Source organism: Deefgea tanakiae (assembly GCF_019665765.1).
Classification (GTDB): Bacteria; Pseudomonadota; Gammaproteobacteria; order Burkholderiales; family Chitinibacteraceae; genus Deefgea; species Deefgea tanakiae.
The window spans coordinates 813,074-834,738 of the sequence record NZ_CP081150.1; the positions used below are offsets into that span (position 1 = coordinate 813,074).

The window sequence follows — 21,665 nt, forward strand, 5'->3', positions numbered from 1 at the left end:
AAACGAAATGCTTTATTGATTTTCTGGGTTTTTACCGCGAATGCCTTGGTAAAATTGTTGAATTTCCTGTAGGTCTAATTCGATATTGCCTGTTGGATAAAATACTTTTCCGCAACCGCCCGATTTAGTCTTGAAGTCCAGATAGCCAAGTACAATAGGCACTTGGGCTTGCAAGGCAATGTAATAAAATCCGGTTTTCCACTTCTCAACTTTTTTTCGAGTCCCTTCCGGCGGCACCGTGACAATCAATTTCGTGCTGTTTCGGTAAACATCTGCCATTTGTTCGACCAGCGAGTTCGATTTGCGTCGATCAACCGGAATGCCACCTAGCCAGCGGGCGAGTGGCCCTAAGGGGCCTGTAAACAAAGTGTGTTTACCCATCCAAAATACTTTTTTGCCACCAATAAAACAAATCGCTAAGCCGATAGGAAAGTCCCAGTTGCTGGTGTGGGGGGCTGCAATCAACACGTATTTGTCGATTGCTGGAAAATCGCCCACCACCTTCCAACCAATCAGCTTAAACAGCATTTTCGATACACCGGGCATCACATCGCGAATAATCGGTGTATCAAAGATGGTGCGCTGCATTATTTGTTCAGACCGGCTTGAATCAGCTCAGCCACAAGATCGTTTACAGAAACATCGCGCGCTGCGCAGGTGTCATGCAATTGTTTAACAAGGTCTTGGTTGAGTTTGCAGGCAAAAGGCACCAGACCTTTGGCTTGGTCAAGTTTACGTTGTTCTTTTTTGTCGAGCACCGTACCGGCAGCTTGGCCAAAACGGGCCGGTGCATTAGCGGCACCAAGGTCGTTATGTAGTTTTTCGGCTTTGCGTTTTTCTAATTCAAATTTCTTCATTGGCATGATAGTTTCCTTTTTAAGCGCGCCTATTATAAAGCTTTGCGTGTGTTCTATCGCTGACAATTTACCTCTGGTTGGCGCTTGCTGCCCATATTGATAATTTATCTAGTATTAATACGTAGTATGTTCAGTTTGAATAGAGAAAAACTGAGAATCGACAACGTTTTTCGCCGAGGTTCTTGCTACAATCAGAGGCTGATACAAAATTCATTCCCCCTTACGGAGAAAACGCATGGCTAAGCTGTTTATTGAAGACCTCGACCTTGCTGGTAAACGTGTTCTGATTCGCGTTGACTTTAACGTGCCCGTTAAAAATGGCGTGGTTGAAAGTGATAAACGGATTCGCGCGGCATTGCCGACAATTCGTTATGCTTTAGCGCAAGGTGCATCGGTGGTGTTGATGTCACATTTGGGTCGCCCAAACGGTCAGAAAGTAGAGAAATACAGCTTGGCACCAGTTGCTGCACGCTTAACTGAGTTGCTCGGTAGCCCTGTTGAATTCTTGAGCGATTGCGTGGGTGCTGAAGTTGAAGCAGCCTGCGCTAGCTTGCCTGCGGGTAAAGTTGTGTTGTTGGAAAACGTGCGTTTCCACATTGAAGAAGAAGGCAAAGCCAAAGACGCCGATGGCAATTCAGTGAAAGCAGATCCTGCGAAAGTTGCTGCTTTCCGCGCAAGCTTGAGCAAATTGGGTGATGTGTTTGTGAATGATGCGTTTGGTACTGCACACCGTGCACATTCATCAATGGTTGGCGTTGAATTGCCACGCGCTGCGGGTTACTTGCTGAAAAAAGAACTCGATTTCTTGGGCGAAGCGGTAAACAACCCAGTTCGTCCTTTGGTGGCGATTATTGGTGGTTCGAAAATTTCTGGCAAAATCGATGTGATTCAAGCTCTGCTACCAAAAGTAGACAAACTGATCATCGGTGGCGGTATGGCATTTACTTTCCTCAAAGCCCAAGGCTACGAGATCGGTAAATCATTGTGCGAAAACGATAAAGTTGATTTGGCGCGTGAATTAATGGCGCAAGCGGGTGACAAACTCGTTCTGCCAACTGATACGATGGTGACTCGTGCTCTGAACTTTGATGCGCGCACTTTGGATGGTTTGGTACAAGTTGAATCGACCGCAATTCCTGCTGATCAAGAAGGCGTTGATATTGGTGCTGCAAGTCGTGCTACTTATGCTGCGATCATCAAATCGGCAAAAACGGTGTTGTGGAATGGCCCGATGGGTGTGTTTGAGATTGATGCTTCTGCAGAAGGTACTTTTGCCGTTGCACACGCACTGGTTGAAGCGACTGCGACTGGCGCGATTACGATTGTTGGCGGTGGTGATTCAGTTGCTGCAGTTGAGAAAGCCGGTTTAGAAGATCAAGTAAGTCACGTTTCAACAGGTGGTGGCGCTTCGCTTGAATTCTTGGAAGGCAAAGCATTGCCAGGCGTTGATGCATTGAGCGATAAGTAATCGATAGGTATTGCTGTGCAGCCTTTTATTTATAATGGCTATATCAATATACATAAAAAAGCCGATCGCTTGATCGGCTTTTTTTATGAATCAAATTTAAATGATCATTTACGCAATTGTTGCGACCAAGTAGCTAAAGCCGCCAGTTGTGCTTTTACATTTTCTTGTATTTTTTCGTCAATCAGATTGCCATCGGCATCAAACTGCCCGGAAAACGCATTGGCAAATACTTCGGGTTTATTTAGTGGATGAATATCGGTAAACACGAAGACTTGGCGTAAATGGTATTGCGCGCGTGAAGTGCCCATTCCGCCGCCGGCGCCCATAATAGCCGCTGCTTTACCGCCCAAAAGCGCATTGTTCGGCGCACGAGACGCCCAGTCGATGGCGTTTTTTAAAGCAGGTGAGATTGAGTAATTGTATTCGGGGCCTGCAAAAATAAAGGCATCTGCAGCAGCAAATTGAGCAAGTAGGGCTGTTACGCTGGCGGGCGTGTCAGTGATGTCTGAGTTGTAAAATGGAATGTCAGCTAGGTTGGCGATTTCGATACTCATTCCTTCCGGCGCATTGGCTTGCGCGTAACGCAGTAAGCCTTTATTGCTGGATTTAGCGCGTAAACTGCCGCAGAGCGCGAGAACTTTGGTGCTGTTCAATATCATTTGAGACTCCAGGTTGATAACTACAAATGAGTTTAAGCGATAGGATTGCGATTTGATAGCTCAAAGACTTGTCGCTGATGTTCAATATTCTTGAATAGATGATGGTATTGAATACGGAGGTGTAGAGGCGAGCGTATATTGAAATTAAAGCTTAAACGATACAAATTCTTGCCTGCATCCCGTTTGATTCTCTATAAATAAGAGATATTTTTTCGAGGATGCAAATAATGAGTTCTTTCTATGAACCGAGTGATTTGCGGACTTTATTGATTGAGCCGTCTGCGGTGCAAAGCAAAGTGATGGCTTGTCGCTTGGCCGAGTTAGGCATTACCCATGTTAAGCGGGTAGAAAGTGGGCAGGCAGCCTTGGAGTTATTAATTCCTTTGGATGATAAATCGCCGAACTTAGTCCTCAGTTCGCTGTATTTGCCTGACATGAGTGGGATTGAGTTATTGACGCTATTGCGCAATGAAGAATCCACACAAGACTTAGCATTTATTCTGATTTCAAGTGAAACTCGCCCGCAAGTACTTGAGCCCGTGCGTCAGCTTGGCGCTTGCGCCATTCTGCCCAAGCCTTTTTCTACTGACCATTTAAACAATGCTTTGATGATGACGCTGGACTATTTATCGGTCGATCATTCTTTAGACCAGCACGAGATCGATTTAGAATTGGTACGTGTTCTTCTGGTCGATGATTCGCGCGCGGCGCGCAATTACATGCGCAAAGTGCTTGAAAATATGGGAATTCGCAACATTACTGAGGCTGAAAATGGCCATGCTGGAAAAGTCCTGCTTGAAGAAAGTACTTTTGATCTATTGATTACCGACTACAACATGCCAGAGATGGATGGCAAAGAATTGGTTGAGTACGTCAGAACACAAAGTTGGCAAAGCCATATTCCTATTTTGATGGTGTCTTCTGAAAAAGATTACGGTCGTTTAGCGGCGGTTGAGCAGGCGGGTGTTTCCGGTATTTGTGATAAGCCCTTTGAGCCAGCCATGGTGAAGTCATTGCTTGAGCGTGTGCTGCCTGCGCAATAGTAATGTGTATGTATTTGTCATGATGCATTGATAAATAGAGCTGCTATAGATATACCCACTTACTATGCATTATGTTGATGGCGTGCAATGCCCATCTGACTTTCATAAATTTCTAAATATCAATCAAATAATACGTATTAATACTACATTTTTGTATGGCGCACGGTATACTCCTTTTGAGATTTCGTCCCGTCATTTCCCATTTGGAGAAGCCATTATGAATACAAAAATCCCTCGTATTGTCGTTGTTGGTGGTGGAGCTGGCGGCTTGGAATTGGCTACCAAATTGGGGCGGACCTTAGGAGCAGCAAAAAAAGCGAAGGTGATTCTGGTAGATGGCTCTGCCACCCATATTTGGAAGCCTTTGCTGCATGAAGTGGCCACCGGTGCATTGAATACGGGTGAAGATGAAGTGAACTATTTTGGCCATGCTTGGCGCAATCAATATCAATTTGAATTTGGTTGGATGGCCGGGATTGATCGGGAGCGAAAAGTCATCCAGATTACTGGCGTGAAAGATGATCAAGGCGTCGAAATCGTTGCTCCGCGCGAAATTGCGTACGATCATTTGGTGCTGGCCTTGGGTGCGATTGCCAATGATTTTGGCACGCAAGGTGCACAAGAGCATTGCATGTTCTTGAATAATCCAGTGGATGCAGAAAAACTGCGCAAGAAAATTCTCGCTTTATCGTTTGCCGTAGGTATTTCGGGTAATGCGGTGAAGAAACTGAATATTGGGATTGTCGGCGGTGGGCCGACTGGCGTTGAATTAGCCGCAGAAATTGATCACACGATTCGTGAAATGCATATTTACGGCGCTGAGTTGAGCCCGGCACAGCTTGAAATCACCATTATTGAAGGGATGCCGCGCATTTTGGCGGGTGCTCCTGAGTCATTATCCGAATATGCCACTGAGTCGTTGGCGCAACGCGGCATTTTAGTGGCTACCAATAGCCGCGTCACAGCGGTCACCGAGTCTGGTTTCCTGTTGGCGGATGGCCGTGAAATTGAAAGCGATATTCGAGTTTGGGTGGCCGGCGTGAAGGCGGCGGATTGGCTCAGCACTTTGGGTTTAAGAACCAATCGCTTAAATCAAATCGAAGTCACCAGCACTTTGCAAACCTTAACGGATAAGCACATTTATGCGCTTGGCGATTGCTCAGCTTTGTCGCCAAACGATGATGGTATTTTATTGCCAGCCACTGCGCAGGTGGCGCATCAGCAAGCTGAATGGTTGGCCAGCGCATTAGAAAAGCAAATCAAAGGTACTGAGGTGCTGCCATTTCAATTCAAGCCGCAAGGCATGATGGTCTCGCTGGGTAAACATACGGCGGTCGGTAGTTTGGCAGCGATTGTGGGGCCGCAGCGCAATTATTATGTAGAAGGGCGTGGCGCAAAATTGATTTATGCCTCGTTGTATCGAATGCACCAAGCTGCTGTACATGGCTGGATCTTAACGGGATTGCTGTGGGTGGGTGATAAGTTGCGGCGCGTCGCGCGACCGTCACTCAAGCTGCATTAATGAAAAAAGGGAGGCTTGCTTCCCTTTTTCTGTGGCCGACTGATTAGCGGGGTAATTGAATATTGTCGAGTGGTTCCCAAAGTGAAGGGGCTGCCTCAGGATTCCAGTTTGCGCCACGCTCTGATTTATGCGCTTGACGTACACGGTAGCTACGACCTCGGTATTCGACAATTTGCCCTTGGCGATACTGTTTCCCTTCTTGCCAACTAAAGCTTGGATTTTTCATTTCAAATGGTGCCCAGAGTGAGGCTGCCGCTTCTGGATTCCAATTCGCTCCGCGTTCTGCATTGTGGCTTTGCAGTGCTTTGTAGGTGCGACCTTGGTAAGTCACGATTTCGCCTTGCCCATAATGGCGGCCTTCGCGCCAAGGGCTTGCGGCCCATGCCAATGAACTACTGATCAGCAGCAAAGTTAGGATGAGTTTATTTAGTCTGGACATGCGTTTAGCCGCTATAAATTTGATCGTTCCAGTTTGCCATGCTGCGTCTGAATCAACAATGAACTAACTAACTCTATCGCTGTGAATTTGTGTGATGGCAGCTAAGTCCTTGTTCTGATATTTAAATTTGCTTGGCGTATAATCAATTTATAGCTGAGGAGGGCGCATCGTGGGCGGGCTAGGGGCAATTTCATCGAGCAGTACGTACACGGCATCGGCTTGTGGGCCCAATTGCCAGTGCGCATCTTGCTTGGCCACTAAAGCCCAAGGCTCAAGCATAAAGTCGCTCAGTGCCACTGAAGGCAAGTCAAGCGCTGGAATGACTGATCCAACAGGAAAACCACTGAGTCAGGAGCAAGTCGCACAAGTACGCCAGCTTGCCGCTCGCGATGCAGAAGTTCGTCAGCATGAACAAGCCCATTTAGCCGCTTCGGGTGGTTTGGCTAAAGGCGGTGCGAGCTATAGCATGCAAAAGGGGCCGGATGGTAAGCAATATGCCGTCGGTGGCGAGGTGAGTATTGATGTGAGCCCCGGCAAATCGCCAGAGGAGACTATTCGCAAGGCGCGGATTATTCAAGCTGCCGCCTTGGCGCCGGCCGATCCGAGTGGGCAAGACCGCTCAGTTGCAGCCGCTGCGCAAGCGATGGAATTACAAGCGCAATCCGAAATCGCATCACGTAATCCACAGCAACAAAAATTGGCCGAGGCTTATTCGAGCAATGAAGTGCCTCGCTCTAATGTGGCGGTTGATGCGTAAATGTAATAATGGGTATATAGATGTAGTCATTTATTTAAAATGGCTGCATCTATATACCCATGTATGTTGAATTGGAGTTAGTTACTGCTTAGTGGCTTTTTCCACCGACGCTCAATACCGTTTTGCCATACACTTCATTGAGCACCTGCGCCATCGCTGCGTAGATTGCAGCACTGCCGCAGGCAATACCGACAACGCCAGCGATTTGTTTGATCACGGCGATCTCGGTGAAGTCGCCGAGTGCAAGCAAGGCAAATAGCACGGTGAGTGAACCAAAAACAAATTGCGACACTTTATCCATTTTCAGCGTACCTACAAATAAGAACGCTGTGAAAATACCCCACATCAGCAAGTAGGCACCCATCGCACTACTGCTTGCCGCTTCCGCCCAACCTAATTTAGGTAAAACGAGCAAGCCAACCAATGACAACCAGAAGCAGCCATACGAGGTAAACGCAGTGGTGCCAAAGGTATTGCCTTTTTTCCACTCCAAGATGCCCGCGATCACTTGAGCGATACCGCCATAAAAAATACCCATCGCCAAAATCATGGCGCTATTGCCGAATAAACCGAGGTTGTGCAGATTCAGTAGCACCGTGGTCATCCCAAATCCCATTAATCCTAATGGAGCAGGGTTGGCGGTGAGGTCTTTTTCGGCAAAGAGTGTAGGGGCGGTCATCTTGCGATTCCTATTGTGTGTAAGTTAGAGCTGTTTTATACAGGGGCGCAATGATAAAAGATTTGCAGCGCATCAATAAATAGTTGCTTGAGGTTTATTTTTTTACGTCTTTTTGATAAAAGCTCGCCAGCTATCTAAGGCATAGATGAATAATGCCAGCCAGATGAGGCCAAAACCAATCAGGCGTTCGATGCCAAAATCTTCATGAAACACAAAAATCCCGATCAGTAACTGCAAAGTAGGGCCGGTGTATTGCAAAATTCCGACTAATGACAAGGGGATTCGCCGCGCGCCAGCGGCAAATAACAATAATGGAATCGCCGTGATGGGGCCTGCCAGCAAAATGAGTAGTTGCGTATTGATTGGCGCAGCAATGAAGTCGCTATGCCCAGAGAAAATAAGCCAAACCAATCCGCCCAGTGCGATAGGGAAGAGTACTAGAGTTTCTAAAGAAAGGCCTTCTAGGGCACCCAGTTGTGCTGTCTTGCGTAGCAAGCCGTAAAAGCCAAATGTTGTCGCTAAGATGAGCGCAACCCACGGTAAGTGGCCCGCTTGCCAAGTTAACCAGCCCACACCAAGACTCGCTATTGCAATGGTAAGCCATTGGGTTTTATTCAAGCGTTCATGCAAGAACACCACGCCAAGTAATACATTGATCAGCGGGTTAATAAAATACCCTAGGCTGGCATCAACGACGCGACCGGCATTGACTGCCCAAATATAGGTAAACCAATTTGCTGCCAGCAAAACTGCACTTAAAATAAATAAGCCAATCAGTTTGGGCTGTCGCAACGCCGGCTTGAGCCAAGCCCAGCGTTGCTTAATGAGTAAAATAATCGCCAAAAATGCTAAAGACCAAATAAAGCGATGCAAGACTATTTCTTGCGGCGCGATAGCGTGTAGTGCTTTGAAGTAAAGTGGGAACAGTCCCCAAATTAAAAAAGCCAGCAGGGTATAGAGAATGCCGGTTTGCATTTGGAGCGCCATTAGAGAGAAGGGTTCAGTGTAAGCGCTGAACCCCTAAGTAAGCTAGCTCGATTACCCCAATTGACCGAGTGCCGCTAATTCACGAACTTTTCGTATCGTATCAATATCCGTTTCGCGCCAAGCTGATTTTAGGAACTCTAAGTAATGCGCCGTCTCTGGATCTGGTGACTCTGGGTGGGGTGTTATATAAGTGAAGCGCACAAAAAGAGCATCTGGACTAGGTTCTTCAATTTTCATGATCATTTGTCCACCACCATGCTCGGCGCTAGCTGCGGTGTGATAGTGAACATGAGCCTCGTGTGCATACTCAATTTTGTCGTGTACGGTGAGTTTTCCCATCACGATTTGGCGTTGAATCCAGTCTTCGCCACGTTCAAGAATCGTGACATCATCAATGTGATCCATAAACGCCATCGGTGATTCAGCGCGATAAACTAGGCCTTGCCATAGTTGATTGCGAGTGATGAAAGGTACTAGCGCTTGATTAAAGTCGTTAATTTGGATGAGGTGTTCAAATTTCATTGGGCTGCTCGCGGGGGATATAGGATTGCTCAATTATAAGCTGATTCATGCTTGTAAGTCGCTTGACGTAGGGCGTGAGACTCTGTAGCATCACGACTCTTCGCTGTGATCTGTCTTTGATTGCATGCCAGTGCGCCCGTAGCTCAGTTGGATAGAGTATCTGGCTACGAACCAGAGGGTCGGGCGTTCGAATCGCTCCGGGCGCACCATTTCTACTGCAATATCTGCAAATTTCTTTCCTGTTGCTGAGTACTGTATTTACACTGCATTGCTTAATGATTGCTTTGGGTTCAAAAACATCATTTACTGATGTAGCTTACGTATTTTGGTTGTCTCCTTGTGGCTCAGCGTTTATGCTGAACTGCTTGTAATCAGGAATTCGCTTGCGTGCTGTCATCTTTATTTTCCAGATTAAGAAAACTCTATTCGGCCAATCAGCTAGCGTGGCGATTGGTCTTTGCTGTTTTTGCGGTTGGCTTAGTGGTTACGGTGTCTTTGACTTTGGTGCTCTTACAATTTGAGTACAATCGTGGCTTGGATAAAGTCAAAGCAGACCTACGCACATTAGGGAGTAGTGCTGTTCCTCAGTTGGCAAGCAATTTATGGTTGGTCAATACAGAAGCCATTCACGGGCAACTGCATTCGCTTCGCCAAACCCGTGTCGTCGACTTTATCCAGCTAATCGAAAACGATGGGCAAATCTACACCTCGGGTATGGATATACAGAAACAAAGTAATACGATTACTGAAGTGTTTCCAATTGCCTATTTGCATCCTTTGACGAATAAAAAAGTAAATTTGGGTGAACTCAGTTTAACCACGTCATTACGTGATTACAAAACCCAACTCTTTGATCAATTTTTACGCCTGCTCTTACTGCAAGGGCTGGGCATGTTTACCGCCGCGCTGTTATTTTTGATCTTGTATCATCGACTGATTGCGCGCCACCTTGGTCATATTGCTGAATACACTGGGCGCTTGAATTATAACTTATTGGCTGCGCCTCTTAAGCTGTCGCGTAATCAGCATGAGGATGAGTTGCAAACCTTAGTGAATGCATTCAATCAAATGCGACTCAATTTGCAACGCGGTGTGAAAGAAAGGGAAGAGGCGCAGCGGGCGCTGTATGTTGAAAAAGAGCTGGCTGAGGTCACACTGATCTCTATCACCGATGCGATTGTGACGACAACGCCTGATTTCAAAGTCAAACTACTCAATCCTGCCGCAGAAAAACTATTACGTTGGACTCAATTTGAGGCCCGCGATTTATGCATCAGTGACATTCTTTGCCAGGGTGGAGAACTCAATGCCGATGCATTTTTAGCGGTACTTCACCACGCACGTGAACGCAATAAAGCAATCTCGCGGCAAACCGTTGCGATGATTAATCGCCGTGGTGAGCAATTTACGGTTGAATACGCGATTGCGCCGATTGGTGATCAAGATGGTCAAGTCGAAGGCATGGTGCTAGTGCTGCATGATGTCACTGAATCACAGGCCCTCACTGAGAAACTTGCGTACCAAGCAGATCATGATTACTTAACGGGACTCACCAATCGACGAGGCTTTGAGCGAGCTTTAGCAGTGGCACATAAGTCGGCGATTGATTCCAAAAAGAAATATGTGTTGATGTTGCTCGATTTGGATCAATTTAAATTAGTAAATGATACCTGTGGTCATTTAGCGGGTGACGAGCTACTGCGCTTGGTGACTAATTTATTGCAAGGTTTAATTTCGTCGCCGGATGGCTTGTTGGGCCGACTAGGTGGTGATGAATTTGGTATTTTAATTACTGGCGAGCAACTGCTCGAAGCTGAAATTTTAGCCGAACGCATTTTACATGCCTTGGCGCAATTTCGTTTTGTCTGGCAGGGGCGTCCCCATGGCGTGACAGTCAGTATTGGTCTAGCCACTATTGATGAGTTTTGCGTCAGTGCCCAAGAAGCAATGAGCCAAGCTGACATTGCTTGCTTTGCCGCCAAAGATGGTGGGCGAAATCGCTTGAGCTGGTATCGCCGAGACGACATGGAGTTGCAAGAGCGGCACAATGAGTTGCAATTATTGGCTACATTGAAAGAAGCGATTGAGCAAAATCGTTTTCAGCTGTACTTCCAAAAGATTGAGCCCTTTGATCGTGAGTTACATCAACTGCCGCATTTAGAAATATTGCTGCGTTTAATTGATGCAAATGGACGAATCATTCCCCCTGGTGCCTTTATACCTGCCGCCGAGCGCTACGACATGATGGCGCAGATTGACTGCTGGGTGGTTGAGCACAGCTTGATTTATCTTGCGGAATGCAAACGCGAAGGTCGAGCACTGCCTCATTTAGCTGTCAATTTGTCAGGTAAGTCACTCAATAACAAAACACTCATTTTTATATTGCAACAGCTTGATAAAACCGGTGTTTCGCCAACGAATATCTGTTTTGAAATAACAGAAACGGCGGCAATCTCAAATTTGAAAGAATCGACGATGTTTATCGAGACTTTACGCGCTCGCGGTTGTATGTTTTCACTGGATGACTTTGGTAGTGGCTTTTCGTCATTCAATTATTTAAAAACATTGCCCGTTGATTATCTTAAAATTGATGGCAGCTTAATCACTGACATTTTGGATGACAAAGTCAGTCGGCAAATGGTGATTGCAGTGAATGAAATTGCGCACAGCTTGGGATGTAAAACGATTGCAGAGTTCGTAGAAACAGAAGAAGTACTGCAAATTCTAAAAGATATCGGCGTTGATTTCGCCCAAGGGTATTATTTTGGTGAGCCTTCAGCACTACTTTAAGTGAGCGCCAATTTGAGCAAAACAACAGCCCAATTTCTTGGGCTATTTTTTTAGCTGATAGCTTAATTCAGCCGGTTCCAGTTACGTGTGGCGTTATTGAAAAATCCAGAATCGCGGTATGCTTTTTCAATCGAGCCTTGCTCACGTAATTTGCCTAGACCTGAGTTGAGCGATTTAAATACATCTGATTCAATGGGGGAGGCTTTGCTAACAAAAAAGTGCCGGCTCCCTTGTAGGCCGACCTTGACGTTCAAAATCGGCACTAATTTTTTGCCATTCACATCCATCGATAAATCAGGGGTGGGTTGAAAGGGGGCCAGCAATACATCAGCACGTTTTTTGGCTAGCATCCCCACCATAGAATCCCAACTTTGTGTTTTGAGTAGACTGGTGAATTTTAAGCTTTCTAGCGTGGCTACGTCGGGCTTCCAGCTTTCGGCGACGACTGCGGTCAGTTTTTGAATTTGCGGCAGTGTCTTAGACAAACGAGCATCCGCATTGTCGGCGGTAGTGTAAAGACCCGCTTCAAATTCGCCCTGACGAATCACAGGCTCACTGATATAGACTTTATCGGCAATCTGCTTGAGATCAACAAGCCATGCGCTATTGCCGCCCATCGTGGCAGAGCCTGAGGTAATTTCTTTGATAAATCGGCTGTAGGAATCGCTGGTGTTATCAACTTTAACGATTTTAATCGGGTAATTATTACCCCCCAATTTGAGTGCCTGCTGAACAAGCACCAGCTCAATCACGTCGCGTCGGGAATTGGGGCCGCCATACTGAGTGAGTGTCAGTGGATCACGGCCATCGATGAATTTTTGATAGTCGTTAAAAACATCTTGCTGCGTCAAAATAGTGATTGTTTTATCTTCAGCAAACCCCGTCATACTGAGCGCTGCCAGTGAGATTGCGAAGGTGATTTTTGCGGTTTTTTGAAAGTGCATAGCCAGCCTTCATCGGTTTGTAGTTAGATGATCTTATCATCGCAAGCAGTAAGGAAAATGGCAAGCATCTACTGTATTTCGAACAAAATTGCGGCTGTAAAATAGAATCTTGCTATGGACTAGATGAATTCTCTTGATTTGACAGGCAGCGCCCCGATGTTTAAGGTGCAGCTAACTTTTTAACCCATCCTTCTTTGGAGCAAACATGTCTGTACTCGTTGCTAAGCAAGCCCCTGATTTTACTGCCGCAGCTGTTCTTGGTACTGGTGAGATCGTTGATAGCTACAATTTGAAAGCAGCAACTGCTGGCAAATATGCAGTGATTTTCTTCTACCCACTCGACTTCACATTCGTTTGCCCATCAGAGTTGATTGCTTTTGATCATCGTTTGGAAGAGTTTAAAAAGCGCAATGTTGAAGTAATCGGTGTCTCAATCGACAGCCAATTTACCCACGCAGCATGGCGCAACACCCCAGTTGAAAAAGGTGGTATCGGCCAAGTTGGTTACACCCTCGTTGCCGACATCAAGCACGACATCTGCAAAGCCTATGATGTTCAATTAGAAGAAGGCGTTGCATTGCGCGGTTCATTCTTGATCGACAAAGCAGGCGTGGTACAACACCAAGTGGTGAATAACTTGCCATTGGGTCGTGATATTGACGAAATGTTGCGCGTTGTTGATGCTTTGCAATTTACCGAAGAGCACGGTGAAGTTTGCCCAGCAGGCTGGAACAAAGGCAAAAAAGGCATGACTGCTTCTGCTGATGGCGTTGCAAGCTACTTGGCTGATAACGCAGCTTCTTTGTAATTTGAATTAGCTTAGATTGTGAGTTAAAAGCCCTGCATTGAACGCGGGGCTTTTTTGTATTTAATGCATTTATAATCGCTGCATCGTTGATGAAGAGTCCACCATGTCCCAACACGTCATTGCCCCGCCGCAAGCTGGCACTAGCCCGCAAACTTGGTATAGCGCCTTGGCCAGCCAAGAAGGCTTTATTAGCGACCAATCACAAGCAGCGGCGATCGCCCAGCTCGAAATTTTATGGCAGCAATTGGTCGTGTTTAAGCAAAAGCGCAATCGCCTGTTTGGTAGATCGCTATTGCCGATGCCAGACCTTCCGCGCGGCCTGTATTTTTGGGGCGGCGTAGGTCGTGGCAAAAGCTTTTTGATGGATGCGTTTTACGCGGGCTTGCCGTTTAAACGCAAAAAACGCCTGCACTTTCACCACTTTATGCAGCAAATTCACAAAGATTTGCGTGCGCAGCAAGGGCAGAACGATCCGCTGGGCAAAGTCGCCGATCAATGGGCTAAAGCCGTTCGCGTGCTGTGTTTTGATGAATTTCATGTGTCCGACATTGCCGATGCAATGATATTAGGGCGTCTGATGGAGCAGTTGTTTGATCGTGGCGTGGTGCTCGTTACCACCTCCAACTACCCACCGGATGGCTTGTACCCGAATGGACTGCATCGTGCGAGTTTCTTGCCGACTATTGCATTGCTAAAAGAAAAGCTTGATGTGATGAATGTCGACGGTGGGCAAGACTTCCGCCTGCGTACGCTCACCGCCGCGCGCACCTACTTGTACCCGAATAACACCGAGAATGAGCAAGAATTGAACGAGCTATTTGCCAAAATGGCGACGGCACACGATGAAAGCACCAATATTGAGGTTGAAGGCCGCAAGCTCAAAGCGCGCCGCTGTGCTGGTGGTGCGATCTGGTTTGATTTTGCCGTGCTGTGCGGTGACGGACGTGGCCAAGCCGATTATTTGGCCTTGTCGCAGGAATATCACACAGTGTTTTTATCGGGCTTGCCAAAACTCAGCGCCGAACAAAGTAATCTAGCGCGCCGCTTTACGTGGTTGGTCGACGTGTTTTACGACAACCGCGTTAAGCTCATCATTGCTGCCGATGTGCCAGTGGAAGAAGTCTATGTTGCAGGCCTGCAAGCCAGTGAATTTTTCCGCACAGCTAGTCGTCTTTCTGAAATGCAATCAAAAGAATACCTCGCGCTGGCGCACCAAACGCTTGAGCAACAGACGGCTGGGGTGGTGGAGACTTGAGTATCAAGCAATGAAAATATTGTTTAAGTATTAAAGCATTAGTGAGGTGATTTTTTTATTGCACTTCATGTACTAATCAATGAAAAATGATTCTTATTATTTAAGGTTCAAGGAGCATAAATGATTTCTCAAGGTATTTATATTTCAGATGAGACATTGCGTTATTCTGCATATATCTTATTGTGCCAACTTTTGGCATCAAAACCTTTTGAAGAATTGGCTTACTATCCAGACTGCGATGATGTTGTAAATTCACTTATGTCAATAGGTGACAATGAAATGAAAAAAAATATTATGTTGTTAGCTGCATTATCAAGAACGAATGATGATATTCGAGATTGTCTAAAACAACATGATATAGATCATCCTGATGGAGTTGGTTTACTTGAAGTTGCGGGTAAAGACAAAGTATTAAATGCAAGAGAAGCGTGTAATAAAATTATTCATAATGAGACTGCTACATTAGAGTTTAGCTCTCAGGATGAACATCCATTGTATGCTAAAGCTTTTAGAGAGAATGGCATTGCAAAGAGTAAGGAATATTTAGTTCCTTTTTTGATTGTAACAGGAAGAAAGCAAGGGGATAAAGGCGCTGAGTGGTCCGCTCGAATAAATTTGATTCAATGGATTTTTGCCTTGTCAGAATTTGGTCATTAAATATGAGTTTGTCCTGAGGGCTAGCTAATTCGTAAGCCGATATCTCGTAAGTACTATATAAGTGGTTAGGAGTTTTGAGACTTAGCTTGATATTTTTTGGTTTTTTAGCCGTGTGGTATAGGTAAATCCGCGTACCCGGACTGTTTTCTGAACTGTAGCGATGCTGAATGAAATTCTAAGGGTTTTTACCCTATGTGTAGATGTATTTGATCGCAGGTATTGATTTTAAAGAACTGGAAAGCAATACCTTGTCGTTAATTCTATGTTAATGGTGCCTTACTTGGCTTAATGCTTTTGCCCTCTGTAACGGGGGCGAGAATGGAGGTTTCGCGCGGATGAGAAAGTTATTGAATGCGAGTCGGTACTTAGTGATGGCTGCCGTATTGGGGTCCTTATTATCCGCAGTCGCTTTGTATGCTTACGGTCTGGTTGATACCATCGTTGTTATTGCTCGAACCTTCAGCTCGGGCGACATTTCATCGACTGGCGCAAAGGGGTTGATGCTGTACTTTATCGAGATTTTTGATTTATTCCTGCTCGGTACAGTGATGTTGATTCTTGCGCTTGGGTTGTACGAGTTATTTATCGATTCTGATTTCAAAATGGCGTCTCGCTTGCAGATTCACACATTTGAAGACCTCAAAACGACTTTGGTTACGGTGGTGATCGCGGTGATGGCGGTGACTTTCTTGGGGCAGATCATGACTTGGGATGGCACTACCTCGCTGTTTGAGATCGGCGTGCCTGTCGCTCTGGTGATTGCGGCGCTGAATATTTATTTATGGGTTGCAAAAAGCACTAAAAAATAGCCTTCACATTGCCGAACTAAAAATGTCTAATTCACACCGCTCAAACCAAGGTCACGATGCTCGCCATTGCCACAATTAATAATCAACTCGCCTTAACTGAGCACCCAATCCCGCAGCCCGCCGCAGGCCAACTTTTAATCAAAGTCGCCGCCGCAGGCGTGAATCGCGCGGACTTGATGCAGGCACAAGGCAAATATCCGCCGCCAGCAGGCGAGTCGGAGATTTTGGGTTTGGAAATAGCAGGCACGATTGCGGCGCTGGGCGAGGGGGTTACGGGTTGGCAAGTCGGCGATGCAGTGTTGGCTTTGGTTGGTGGTGGTGCATATGCCGAGTATTGCTTAGTAGACCAATCATTGTGTTGCCTACAGCCAGATATATTGTCGCATGCTAAGGCGGCGAGTTTGCCGGAAGTCTGGATGACGGCATGGTTGAATTTAATCGACATCGGGCAATTGAAAGCGGGGCAGCGGGTGCTGATTCATGCTGGCGCCAGCGGCGTTGGTGCGGCGGCGATTCAACTCGCTAAGTCGGTCGGTGCTTGGGTCGCGGTCACGACCAGTACGCCAGAAAAACAAGCATTTAGCCGCGATTTAGGCGCGGATTTAGTGATTGATTATCGCGCACAAGATTTTGCTACTGAAATCAAAGCCGCTGGCGGCGTCGATTTGATTTTGGATACGGTTGGTGGCGATTATTTAGCGAGCAATCAGCGTTGCCTCAATGCTGATGGCTTGATCATCGTGATTGGCCTGTTACGCGGGATTGAGTCGCAGCTGAATTTAGGTTTAATGCTGGTGAAACGCCAGCGTATCCAAGGCTCGGCGCTGCGAAGTCAGCCCTTGTCGATTAAAGCGAAATTGACGCAAGCATTGCGAAGTGAAATCTTGCCGCGCATCGCCAGCGGTGAATTTAAAGTGACTTTGGATCGCACTTTTGCAATGGCAGATGCACAAGCGGCGCATGATTATGTGGCTGCAAATCGAAACAGTGGCAAAGTGGTGTTGCTGAACGCGGCAAACTAGCAAGGAGACAAGATGTTTCAAGGCAATCTGCCGCAACTGATGGCGGCCTATAATCAGTGGCAAAATGATCACGTTTACGCAGCAGCTTTGCAGCTGAGTGATGAACAGCGCAAAGCCGATTGCGGTGCGTTTTTTAAATCCATCCACAGCACCTTAAATCATATTTTATGGGGCGATTTAATGTGGTTGTCGCGCTTTATTGGCGAAACGTTGATTAGTTCGCCCTCTGGCGAAGATGTCTATGCAGATTTTGCCGAGCTGCACGCGGCGCGGATAGCGCTGGATGCGCGGTTGATTGTGTGGGCGGATGGTTTGGATGAGGCTTGGCTCAATGAGCCGGTGACGTGGACGAGTAAAATGTACGGCTTTACCCAAACCATTCCCCGTTGGGTTCAAGTGCAACACTTTTTTAACCATCAAACCCACCATCGCGGACAAGTGGGGACTCTGCTCAAGCAATATGGAATTGATGTCGGTATTACCGATTTGCCGCTGTTGCCGATGCTGAATGAGGTTTGAGTGGCCGCGAAGTGACCGTTTTTTGAGGTATCTAAATGTCCATGCCCAATGAAAGTTCTAGCCAAATTCGCCGATTGGGTAATGCGTATCTGGGCATCGTGGTGTACTTACAGATTGGCTTGGGCTTGCTGCTGTTGGTGCTCGCTTATCACACAGGTTTAGAGCGTTTGACTTTGCTGTGGCATGGGCAAACTACAGTGGGGCAGATTGTTCGTTATATCGAAGTGGAGCCTGAGCATTCCAGCGAGCCAACTTGGTTTAAAGCGATCGTGATTTTTGCGCATGATGATCGGCAAATTGAGTTTGCTGATTGGAATAGCAGTGAATACAGCGCTGGCGTGCCAGAGCAGGTTGAGGTGCTGTTTAATCCGCAGCAGCCCAGCCAAGCGATGATTCACCGTGCCAATGTATTGGATTGGATGCCATGGGCGCCATTTGGCCTGCTGGGTGTTTTTTTGCTGCTGGTGGGCTTGCTGGGCTTGGGGCGATCACAGCGCCTTTCAGAAAATAATTGATGTATATTCTTGTAGCCATTATTTAGCAATGGCTATCAGGAAATACCTACTTAAGTTTATTCCAATTATCGATGGCTTCTTTTTTGTTGATGCCTTGCTGACCAATGCCACTGCAATTGCCATTTTTACCAAGTTTGCTGCATTGAACCCAAAATCGATTCGAGCCGGCTTTGTGTTGTTCGGCGATGGCGCCGCACTTTGGGCAGGGTTTTGGAGTGGCGCGGCCGGTTTGGTCTGTGCTGGAAGTGGTGATCATGGTGAGATTTTCTACGCTAAAACGTAAGCTTACTCTGTTCCCCCAATTTTGACTGCTTAAAATTGTAATAAGAGATGACAAAAGGGCGCTCATTGAGAGCGCCCTTGTGCGTGTTGCGGCTGGCGATTAATGCACCGCTTGCAGCATCCCTTCGACGACTTTCTTCGCGTCTCCAAACACCATCATCGTTTTATCCATATAAAACAGTTCGTTATCCAGCCCTGCGTAGCCGGCGCTCATCGAGCGTTTCACCACCATCACGGTGCGCGCTTTGTAGGCATCTAAAATCGGCATGCCGTAAATGCTACTGCTTGGATCGTTTTTGGCGGCTGGATTCACAACGTCATTCGCACCGATGACGAGCACCACGTCAGTACTGGAAAAATCGCTATTGATTTCTTCCATCTCAATCACTTTATCGTAGGGTACTTCCGCCTCGGCCAAGAGCACATTCATGTGGCCGGGCATACGTCCTGCTACGGGGTGTATTGCATAGCGAACATCAACGCCGCGCTCTGTCAGTAAATCGGTTAATTCTTGTAGCGCATGCTGCGCGCGCGAAACCGCCAAACCGTAGCCGGGAATGATAATGACGCGTTCAGCATTTTCCATCAGGAAGGCTGCATCATCTGCTGAGCCAGAGCGATAGTTTTTCTGTGCGCTGCCAGCCGGGCCAGCTGCTGCGACTTCGGCACCAAAGCCACCGAGCAGTACGGAAACGATGGAGCGGTTCATCGCTTTGCACATGATGTAGGACAGAATCGCGCCCGATGCACCAACACAAGCGCCAGCAATAATCAACACCGGATTGTTGAGCGTAAAACCAATCCCCGCCGCCGCCCATCCTGAGTAGGAATTGAGCATTGATACCACGACGGGCATGTCGGCGCCGCCAATCGGGATAATCAATAATACGCCCAGCGCCAGCGCAATCGCGACCATGGCGAGGAAGGCCACTTGGCTGCCTGTAGCGTAAAACGCAAAGCCAAGACCGACCATCGTGAGCGCAAGTAGTAGATTGACCAGATGCTGGCCTTTAAAGTTAATCGCTCGCGCACCGAACTTGCCAGACAATTTACCGTAGGCGACGACCGATGCGGTAAAGGTAATCGCACCAATAAATGCACCTAAAAATAGCTCGATTTGCTGCGCGCCAGTGTGGCTCATTCCGGTATGAAACACCGCAGCTACAGCGATCAGTACAGCAGACAAGCCCACCAAAGAATGCATCGCAGCGACCAGCTCTGGCATTGCTGTCATTGCTACGGTGCGGGCTTTATAAGCACCGACCACAGCACCCGCTGCCATCGATGCAACAATCAGCCATACGACAGGGCTATTCGCAACAAAGAAGGTCGTGAGTACGGCAATCACCATGCCGACCATGCCGTATAAATTGCCGCGCAAGGCGGTTTTGGGTGATGAAAGTCCGCGTAGCGATAGGATAAATAATACGGCGGCAACTAAATAAAGGAAGCCAGTGAGATTAGTCATTTGCAGCTCCTTTTTTCGATTTGAACATGTCGAGCATGCGCTGGGTGACTAAAAAGCCGCCAAAAATATTAATGCTGGCAAGGAAAATCGCTATCGCGCCCAAGACGCTGGTGAGCGTAATTTGCTGCGCGTTAATATCGACCACTTGCAGCATCGCGCCGACGACGATGATGCCGGAAATGGCGTTGGTCACGGCCATCAAAGGCGTGTGAAGTGCGGGAGTCACATTCCAAACGACGTGGTAGCCGACAAAAATGGCCAAGACAAAAATCGTTAAGCTGGCCATAAAGGGATCATTCATCATGGCTTCGGTGGGCAGTGGGTGAGCGGCGACCGAGTCCACCGCCGATGCGGCAAGGGCAAGTGTTGACATTGATTTTCCTTAGGCTGGGATGGTGTCGATGATGGGGGCGTTGCTGCTGATGGCTGTTATCGCGGGGGGCGTTGCAGCCTCGCCAAAATAGATGCTGCCAGCATGCGTGACGCGGGTCGCTTGGACGATTTCATCATCTGATTGCGGTGCGTACTGGCCTTCTTTGTTGGTCACTAGTCCTAAGAAGGTCAATACATTACGGGCAAACATGCTGGAAGCATCGGTTGCCATTAAGGCGGGAAGGTTGCTGTTGCCCACAATGGTGATGCCATTGTCGCTAATGACGACTTCATTGGCTTGGGAGAGCGGGCAATTACCGCCGCCATTCAAGCCCGTCCTCACTGCCATATCGATAATCACGCTGCCCGATTTCATCGTCGCCACAGTGCTAGCCGGTATCAGTACGGGCGCGGGCTTGCCTGGAATCAGCGCTGTCGTGATGATGATGTCGGCTTGTGCTGCTTGTTGGGCAATGAGAGCGCTTTGCCGTTGGCGATAATCGGCCGACATTTCTTTGGCGTAGCCACCTGTGTGCTCGAAGGCTGCGCGCTCTTCATCGTTGAGTTCCACCTCGATAAATTTTGCGCCGAGTGATTCAACTTGCTCGCGCGTAGCAGGGCGCACATCAAAGACTTCCACAATGGCACCCAAGCGTTTAGCTGTGGCAATCGCCTGTAAACCCGCTACACCAGCACCCAAAATCAACACACGGGCTGGTTTCACCGAACCTGCAGCGGTCATAAACATCGGCATAAAGCGTGGGAAGTATTGCACCGCCAGCAGCACTGCGCGGTAGCCCGCGATATTGGCTTGGCTGGACAAAATATCCATGCTTTGCCCACGCGTAATGCGGGGAATCAGTTCCAGCGCATAGGCATCGATTTGCTTGGCCGCTAAGGCGGCTAAGTACGGATAGCGGTAAATATCAAACTGGCAAACGAGTGCTGCGTTTTGAGGAATAAGCTCAATTTCTGATGTATCGGGCGCTTGAACTTTAAGAATAAGGGCTGCATCAATATACGTTGATGTCGTGTCGGCGCTGATTGTCGCTCCCGCAGCAAGGTAGTCGGCATCCTGCCAGTGCGCGGCAAAACCAGCGCCACTTTGCACGCGAACTTCATGCCCTTGCTTAATCAGTTTTTTGACCGTTTCTGGCGAGGCGGCAACCCGTGTCTCGCCGGCTTGATTTTCTTTTGGGATCACGATCAACATCTTGTATTCAGCCCTGTGCGCGGTGAAAGATGTTGATATTTAGCCCTATGTAGGTAGTCCAGTTTTTGATACAAGACA

25 protein-coding genes and 1 tRNA gene are annotated in these 21,665 nt (G+C 47.5%); 14 read left to right on the forward strand and 12 right to left on the reverse strand.

What is annotated here, in order from left to right; translation table 11 throughout:
* Positions 1-12: 12 nt before the first annotated feature.
* Entirely contained in the window at positions 13-588 is a 576-nt protein-coding gene (locus K4H28_RS03870) for a lysophospholipid acyltransferase family protein (RefSeq protein WP_221007095.1), read from the reverse strand.
* Positions 588-863 (reverse strand): hypothetical protein, encoded by a 276-nt coding sequence (locus K4H28_RS03875; RefSeq protein ID WP_255573611.1) that lies wholly within the window; start codon positions 861-863, stop codon positions 588-590. Before K4H28_RS03875 ends, K4H28_RS03870 begins: the two co-directional genes overlap by 1 nt.
* A gap of 229 nt (positions 864-1,092) precedes the next feature.
* Here K4H28_RS03875 and K4H28_RS03880 point away from each other — a divergent pair, with 229 nt between their 5' ends.
* Positions 1,093-2,325, forward strand: a complete 1,233-nt coding sequence (locus K4H28_RS03880) for a phosphoglycerate kinase (RefSeq protein WP_221007096.1) — start codon at positions 1,093-1,095, stop codon at positions 2,323-2,325.
* A gap of 104 nt (positions 2,326-2,429) precedes the next feature.
* Here K4H28_RS03880 and K4H28_RS03885 read toward each other — a convergent pair whose 3' ends face one another.
* A complete protein-coding gene (locus K4H28_RS03885) occupies positions 2,430-2,984 on the reverse strand; it encodes an NADPH-dependent FMN reductase (RefSeq protein ID WP_255573612.1) in 555 nt (184 codons plus the stop codon).
* A 227-nt stretch (positions 2,985-3,211) separates the two neighbouring features.
* Here K4H28_RS03885 and K4H28_RS03890 point away from each other — a divergent pair, with 227 nt between their 5' ends.
* Together K4H28_RS03890 and K4H28_RS03895 are read left to right on the forward strand one after the other, a co-directional pair.
* Positions 3,212-4,027 (forward strand): response regulator, encoded by an 816-nt coding sequence (locus K4H28_RS03890; RefSeq protein ID WP_221007097.1) that lies wholly within the window; start codon positions 3,212-3,214, stop codon positions 4,025-4,027.
* A 217-nt stretch (positions 4,028-4,244) separates the two neighbouring features.
* Entirely contained in the window at positions 4,245-5,549 is a 1,305-nt protein-coding gene (locus K4H28_RS03895) for an NAD(P)/FAD-dependent oxidoreductase (protein ID WP_221007098.1), read from the forward strand.
* A 43-nt stretch (positions 5,550-5,592) separates the two neighbouring features.
* Here K4H28_RS03895 and K4H28_RS03900 read toward each other — a convergent pair whose 3' ends face one another.
* Positions 5,593-5,988 carry a carbohydrate-binding protein gene (locus tag K4H28_RS03900; RefSeq protein WP_221007099.1) on the reverse strand — a complete coding sequence of 132 codons (396 nt, stop codon included), beginning with the start codon at positions 5,986-5,988 and terminating at the stop codon, positions 5,593-5,595.
* 147 nt (positions 5,989-6,135) lie between these two features.
* The gene (locus tag K4H28_RS16700; protein WP_255573613.1) at positions 6,136-6,267 is read right to left on the reverse strand and encodes a hypothetical protein; all 132 of its coding nucleotides are present in this window, start codon (positions 6,265-6,267) and stop codon (positions 6,136-6,138) included.
* 40 nt (positions 6,268-6,307) lie between these two features.
* Here K4H28_RS16700 and K4H28_RS03905 point away from each other — a divergent pair, with 40 nt between their 5' ends.
* Positions 6,308-6,745, forward strand: coding sequence for a putative metalloprotease CJM1_0395 family protein (locus K4H28_RS03905; protein WP_221007100.1), 438 nt, complete (start codon positions 6,308-6,310; stop codon positions 6,743-6,745).
* An 88-nt stretch (positions 6,746-6,833) separates the two neighbouring features.
* On the opposite strand, the gene K4H28_RS03910 is transcribed toward K4H28_RS03905, so the two are convergent.
* The 3 genes from K4H28_RS03910 to K4H28_RS03920 all read right to left on the reverse strand — a co-directional run bounded on the left by K4H28_RS03910 (position 6,834) and on the right by K4H28_RS03920 (position 8,933).
* Positions 6,834-7,424 (reverse strand): acetate uptake transporter, encoded by a 591-nt coding sequence (locus K4H28_RS03910; RefSeq protein ID WP_221007101.1) that lies wholly within the window; start codon positions 7,422-7,424, stop codon positions 6,834-6,836.
* Positions 7,425-7,526: 102 nt separating this feature from the next.
* Positions 7,527-8,399, reverse strand: a complete 873-nt coding sequence (gene rarD, locus K4H28_RS03915; protein WP_221007102.1) for an EamA family transporter RarD — start codon at positions 8,397-8,399, stop codon at positions 7,527-7,529.
* A 63-nt stretch (positions 8,400-8,462) separates the two neighbouring features.
* The gene (locus K4H28_RS03920; RefSeq protein ID WP_221007103.1) at positions 8,463-8,933 is read right to left on the reverse strand and encodes an AtaL-like protein; all 471 of its coding nucleotides are present in this window, start codon (positions 8,931-8,933) and stop codon (positions 8,463-8,465) included.
* A 132-nt stretch (positions 8,934-9,065) separates the two neighbouring features.
* On the opposite strand from K4H28_RS03920, the gene K4H28_RS03925 reads away from it, so the two are divergent.
* Together K4H28_RS03925 and K4H28_RS03930 are read left to right on the forward strand one after the other, a co-directional pair.
* Positions 9,066-9,142: transfer RNA gene (locus K4H28_RS03925), tRNA-Arg, on the forward strand.
* A gap of 178 nt (positions 9,143-9,320) precedes the next feature.
* Entirely contained in the window at positions 9,321-11,723 is a 2,403-nt protein-coding gene (locus tag K4H28_RS03930) for an EAL domain-containing protein (protein WP_221007104.1), read from the forward strand.
* Between the two features lie 62 nt (positions 11,724-11,785).
* On the opposite strand, the gene K4H28_RS03935 is transcribed toward K4H28_RS03930, so the two are convergent.
* Positions 11,786-12,667, reverse strand: coding sequence for a hypothetical protein (locus K4H28_RS03935; protein WP_221007105.1), 882 nt, complete (start codon positions 12,665-12,667; stop codon positions 11,786-11,788).
* A 205-nt stretch (positions 12,668-12,872) separates the two neighbouring features.
* On the opposite strand from K4H28_RS03935, the gene K4H28_RS03940 reads away from it, so the two are divergent.
* From K4H28_RS03940 to K4H28_RS17010, 8 genes are all read left to right on the forward strand, one after another.
* Positions 12,873-13,475, forward strand: a complete 603-nt coding sequence (locus K4H28_RS03940; protein WP_221007106.1) for a peroxiredoxin — start codon at positions 12,873-12,875, stop codon at positions 13,473-13,475.
* Between the two features lie 103 nt (positions 13,476-13,578).
* Positions 13,579-14,730, forward strand: coding sequence for a cell division protein ZapE (gene zapE, locus K4H28_RS03945; RefSeq protein WP_221007107.1), 1,152 nt, complete (start codon positions 13,579-13,581; stop codon positions 14,728-14,730).
* Positions 14,731-14,850: 120 nt separating this feature from the next.
* On the forward strand, positions 14,851-15,387 hold the full coding sequence (locus tag K4H28_RS03950) for a hypothetical protein (protein ID WP_221007108.1): 537 nt from the start codon (positions 14,851-14,853) through the stop codon (positions 15,385-15,387).
* Positions 15,388-15,722: 335 nt separating this feature from the next.
* Positions 15,723-16,196, forward strand: coding sequence for a YqhA family protein (locus K4H28_RS03955; RefSeq protein ID WP_221007109.1), 474 nt, complete (start codon positions 15,723-15,725; stop codon positions 16,194-16,196).
* A gap of 56 nt (positions 16,197-16,252) precedes the next feature.
* Positions 16,253-17,218, forward strand: a complete 966-nt coding sequence (locus K4H28_RS03960) for an NAD(P)H-quinone oxidoreductase (protein ID WP_221007110.1) — start codon at positions 16,253-16,255, stop codon at positions 17,216-17,218.
* A 12-nt stretch (positions 17,219-17,230) separates the two neighbouring features.
* Positions 17,231-17,737: a DinB family protein gene (locus tag K4H28_RS03965; protein ID WP_221007111.1), complete on the forward strand. Its 507-nt coding sequence runs from the start codon at positions 17,231-17,233 to the stop codon at positions 17,735-17,737.
* A gap of 35 nt (positions 17,738-17,772) precedes the next feature.
* Entirely contained in the window at positions 17,773-18,252 is a 480-nt protein-coding gene (locus tag K4H28_RS03970) for a DUF3592 domain-containing protein (protein WP_221007112.1), read from the forward strand.
* 28 nt (positions 18,253-18,280) lie between these two features.
* The gene (locus K4H28_RS17010; RefSeq protein ID WP_505706979.1) at positions 18,281-18,535 is read left to right on the forward strand and encodes a hypothetical protein; all 255 of its coding nucleotides are present in this window, start codon (positions 18,281-18,283) and stop codon (positions 18,533-18,535) included.
* A gap of 99 nt (positions 18,536-18,634) precedes the next feature.
* Here the strand turns inward: K4H28_RS17010 and K4H28_RS03980 are convergent, their stop codons facing one another.
* The 3 genes from K4H28_RS03980 to K4H28_RS03990 form a co-directional block, all read right to left on the reverse strand.
* Positions 18,635-20,002 (reverse strand): NAD(P)(+) transhydrogenase (Re/Si-specific) subunit beta, encoded by a 1,368-nt coding sequence (locus tag K4H28_RS03980; protein ID WP_221007113.1) that lies wholly within the window; start codon positions 20,000-20,002, stop codon positions 18,635-18,637.
* Entirely contained in the window at positions 19,995-20,303 is a 309-nt protein-coding gene (locus K4H28_RS03985) for a proton-translocating transhydrogenase family protein (protein ID WP_203570832.1), read from the reverse strand. The genes K4H28_RS03980 and K4H28_RS03985 overlap by 8 nt, the downstream gene beginning before the upstream one ends.
* Before the next feature lie 81 nt (positions 20,304-20,384).
* Positions 20,385-21,587 (reverse strand): Re/Si-specific NAD(P)(+) transhydrogenase subunit alpha, encoded by a 1,203-nt coding sequence (locus tag K4H28_RS03990; RefSeq protein WP_221007114.1) that lies wholly within the window; start codon positions 21,585-21,587, stop codon positions 20,385-20,387.
* Between the last annotated feature and the right edge of the window lie 78 nt (positions 21,588-21,665).

Coding starts and splice junctions, on each gene's coding strand:
- K4H28_RS03870 (WP_221007095.1), bottom strand. CDS start 588: ATGCAGCGCACCATCTTTGATACACCGATTATTCGCGATGTGATGCCC.
- K4H28_RS03875 (WP_255573611.1), bottom strand. CDS start 863: ATGCCAATGAAGAAATTTGAATTAGAAAAACGCAAAGCCGAAAAACTA.
- K4H28_RS03880 (WP_221007096.1), top strand. CDS start 1,093: ATGGCTAAGCTGTTTATTGAAGACCTCGACCTTGCTGGTAAACGTGTT.
- K4H28_RS03885 (WP_255573612.1), bottom strand. CDS start 2,984: ATGATATTGAACAGCACCAAAGTTCTCGCGCTCTGCGGCAGTTTACGC.
- K4H28_RS03890 (WP_221007097.1), top strand. CDS start 3,212: ATGAGTTCTTTCTATGAACCGAGTGATTTGCGGACTTTATTGATTGAG.
- K4H28_RS03895 (WP_221007098.1), top strand. CDS start 4,245: ATGAATACAAAAATCCCTCGTATTGTCGTTGTTGGTGGTGGAGCTGGC.
- K4H28_RS03900 (WP_221007099.1), bottom strand. CDS start 5,988: ATGTCCAGACTAAATAAACTCATCCTAACTTTGCTGCTGATCAGTAGT.
- K4H28_RS16700 (WP_255573613.1), bottom strand. CDS start 6,267: ATGCTTGAGCCTTGGGCTTTAGTGGCCAAGCAAGATGCGCACTGGCAA.
- K4H28_RS03905 (WP_221007100.1), top strand. CDS start 6,308: ATGACTGATCCAACAGGAAAACCACTGAGTCAGGAGCAAGTCGCACAA.
- K4H28_RS03910 (WP_221007101.1), bottom strand. CDS start 7,424: ATGACCGCCCCTACACTCTTTGCCGAAAAAGACCTCACCGCCAACCCT.
- rarD (WP_221007102.1), bottom strand. CDS start 8,399: ATGCAAACCGGCATTCTCTATACCCTGCTGGCTTTTTTAATTTGGGGA.
- K4H28_RS03920 (WP_221007103.1), bottom strand. CDS start 8,933: ATGAAATTTGAACACCTCATCCAAATTAACGACTTTAATCAAGCGCTA.
- K4H28_RS03935 (WP_221007105.1), bottom strand. CDS start 12,667: ATGCACTTTCAAAAAACCGCAAAAATCACCTTCGCAATCTCACTGGCA.
- K4H28_RS03940 (WP_221007106.1), top strand. CDS start 12,873: ATGTCTGTACTCGTTGCTAAGCAAGCCCCTGATTTTACTGCCGCAGCT.
- zapE (WP_221007107.1), top strand. CDS start 13,579: ATGTCCCAACACGTCATTGCCCCGCCGCAAGCTGGCACTAGCCCGCAA.
- K4H28_RS03950 (WP_221007108.1), top strand. CDS start 14,851: ATGATTTCTCAAGGTATTTATATTTCAGATGAGACATTGCGTTATTCT.
- K4H28_RS03955 (WP_221007109.1), top strand. CDS start 15,723: ATGAGAAAGTTATTGAATGCGAGTCGGTACTTAGTGATGGCTGCCGTA.
- K4H28_RS03960 (WP_221007110.1), top strand. CDS start 16,253: ATGCTCGCCATTGCCACAATTAATAATCAACTCGCCTTAACTGAGCAC.
- K4H28_RS03965 (WP_221007111.1), top strand. CDS start 17,231: ATGTTTCAAGGCAATCTGCCGCAACTGATGGCGGCCTATAATCAGTGG.
- K4H28_RS03970 (WP_221007112.1), top strand. CDS start 17,773: ATGTCCATGCCCAATGAAAGTTCTAGCCAAATTCGCCGATTGGGTAAT.
- K4H28_RS17010 (WP_505706979.1), top strand. CDS start 18,281: ATGGCTATCAGGAAATACCTACTTAAGTTTATTCCAATTATCGATGGC.
- K4H28_RS03980 (WP_221007113.1), bottom strand. CDS start 20,002: ATGACTAATCTCACTGGCTTCCTTTATTTAGTTGCCGCCGTATTATTT.
- K4H28_RS03985 (WP_203570832.1), bottom strand. CDS start 20,303: ATGAATGATCCCTTTATGGCCAGCTTAACGATTTTTGTCTTGGCCATT.
- K4H28_RS03990 (WP_221007114.1), bottom strand. CDS start 21,587: ATGTTGATCGTGATCCCAAAAGAAAATCAAGCCGGCGAGACACGGGTT.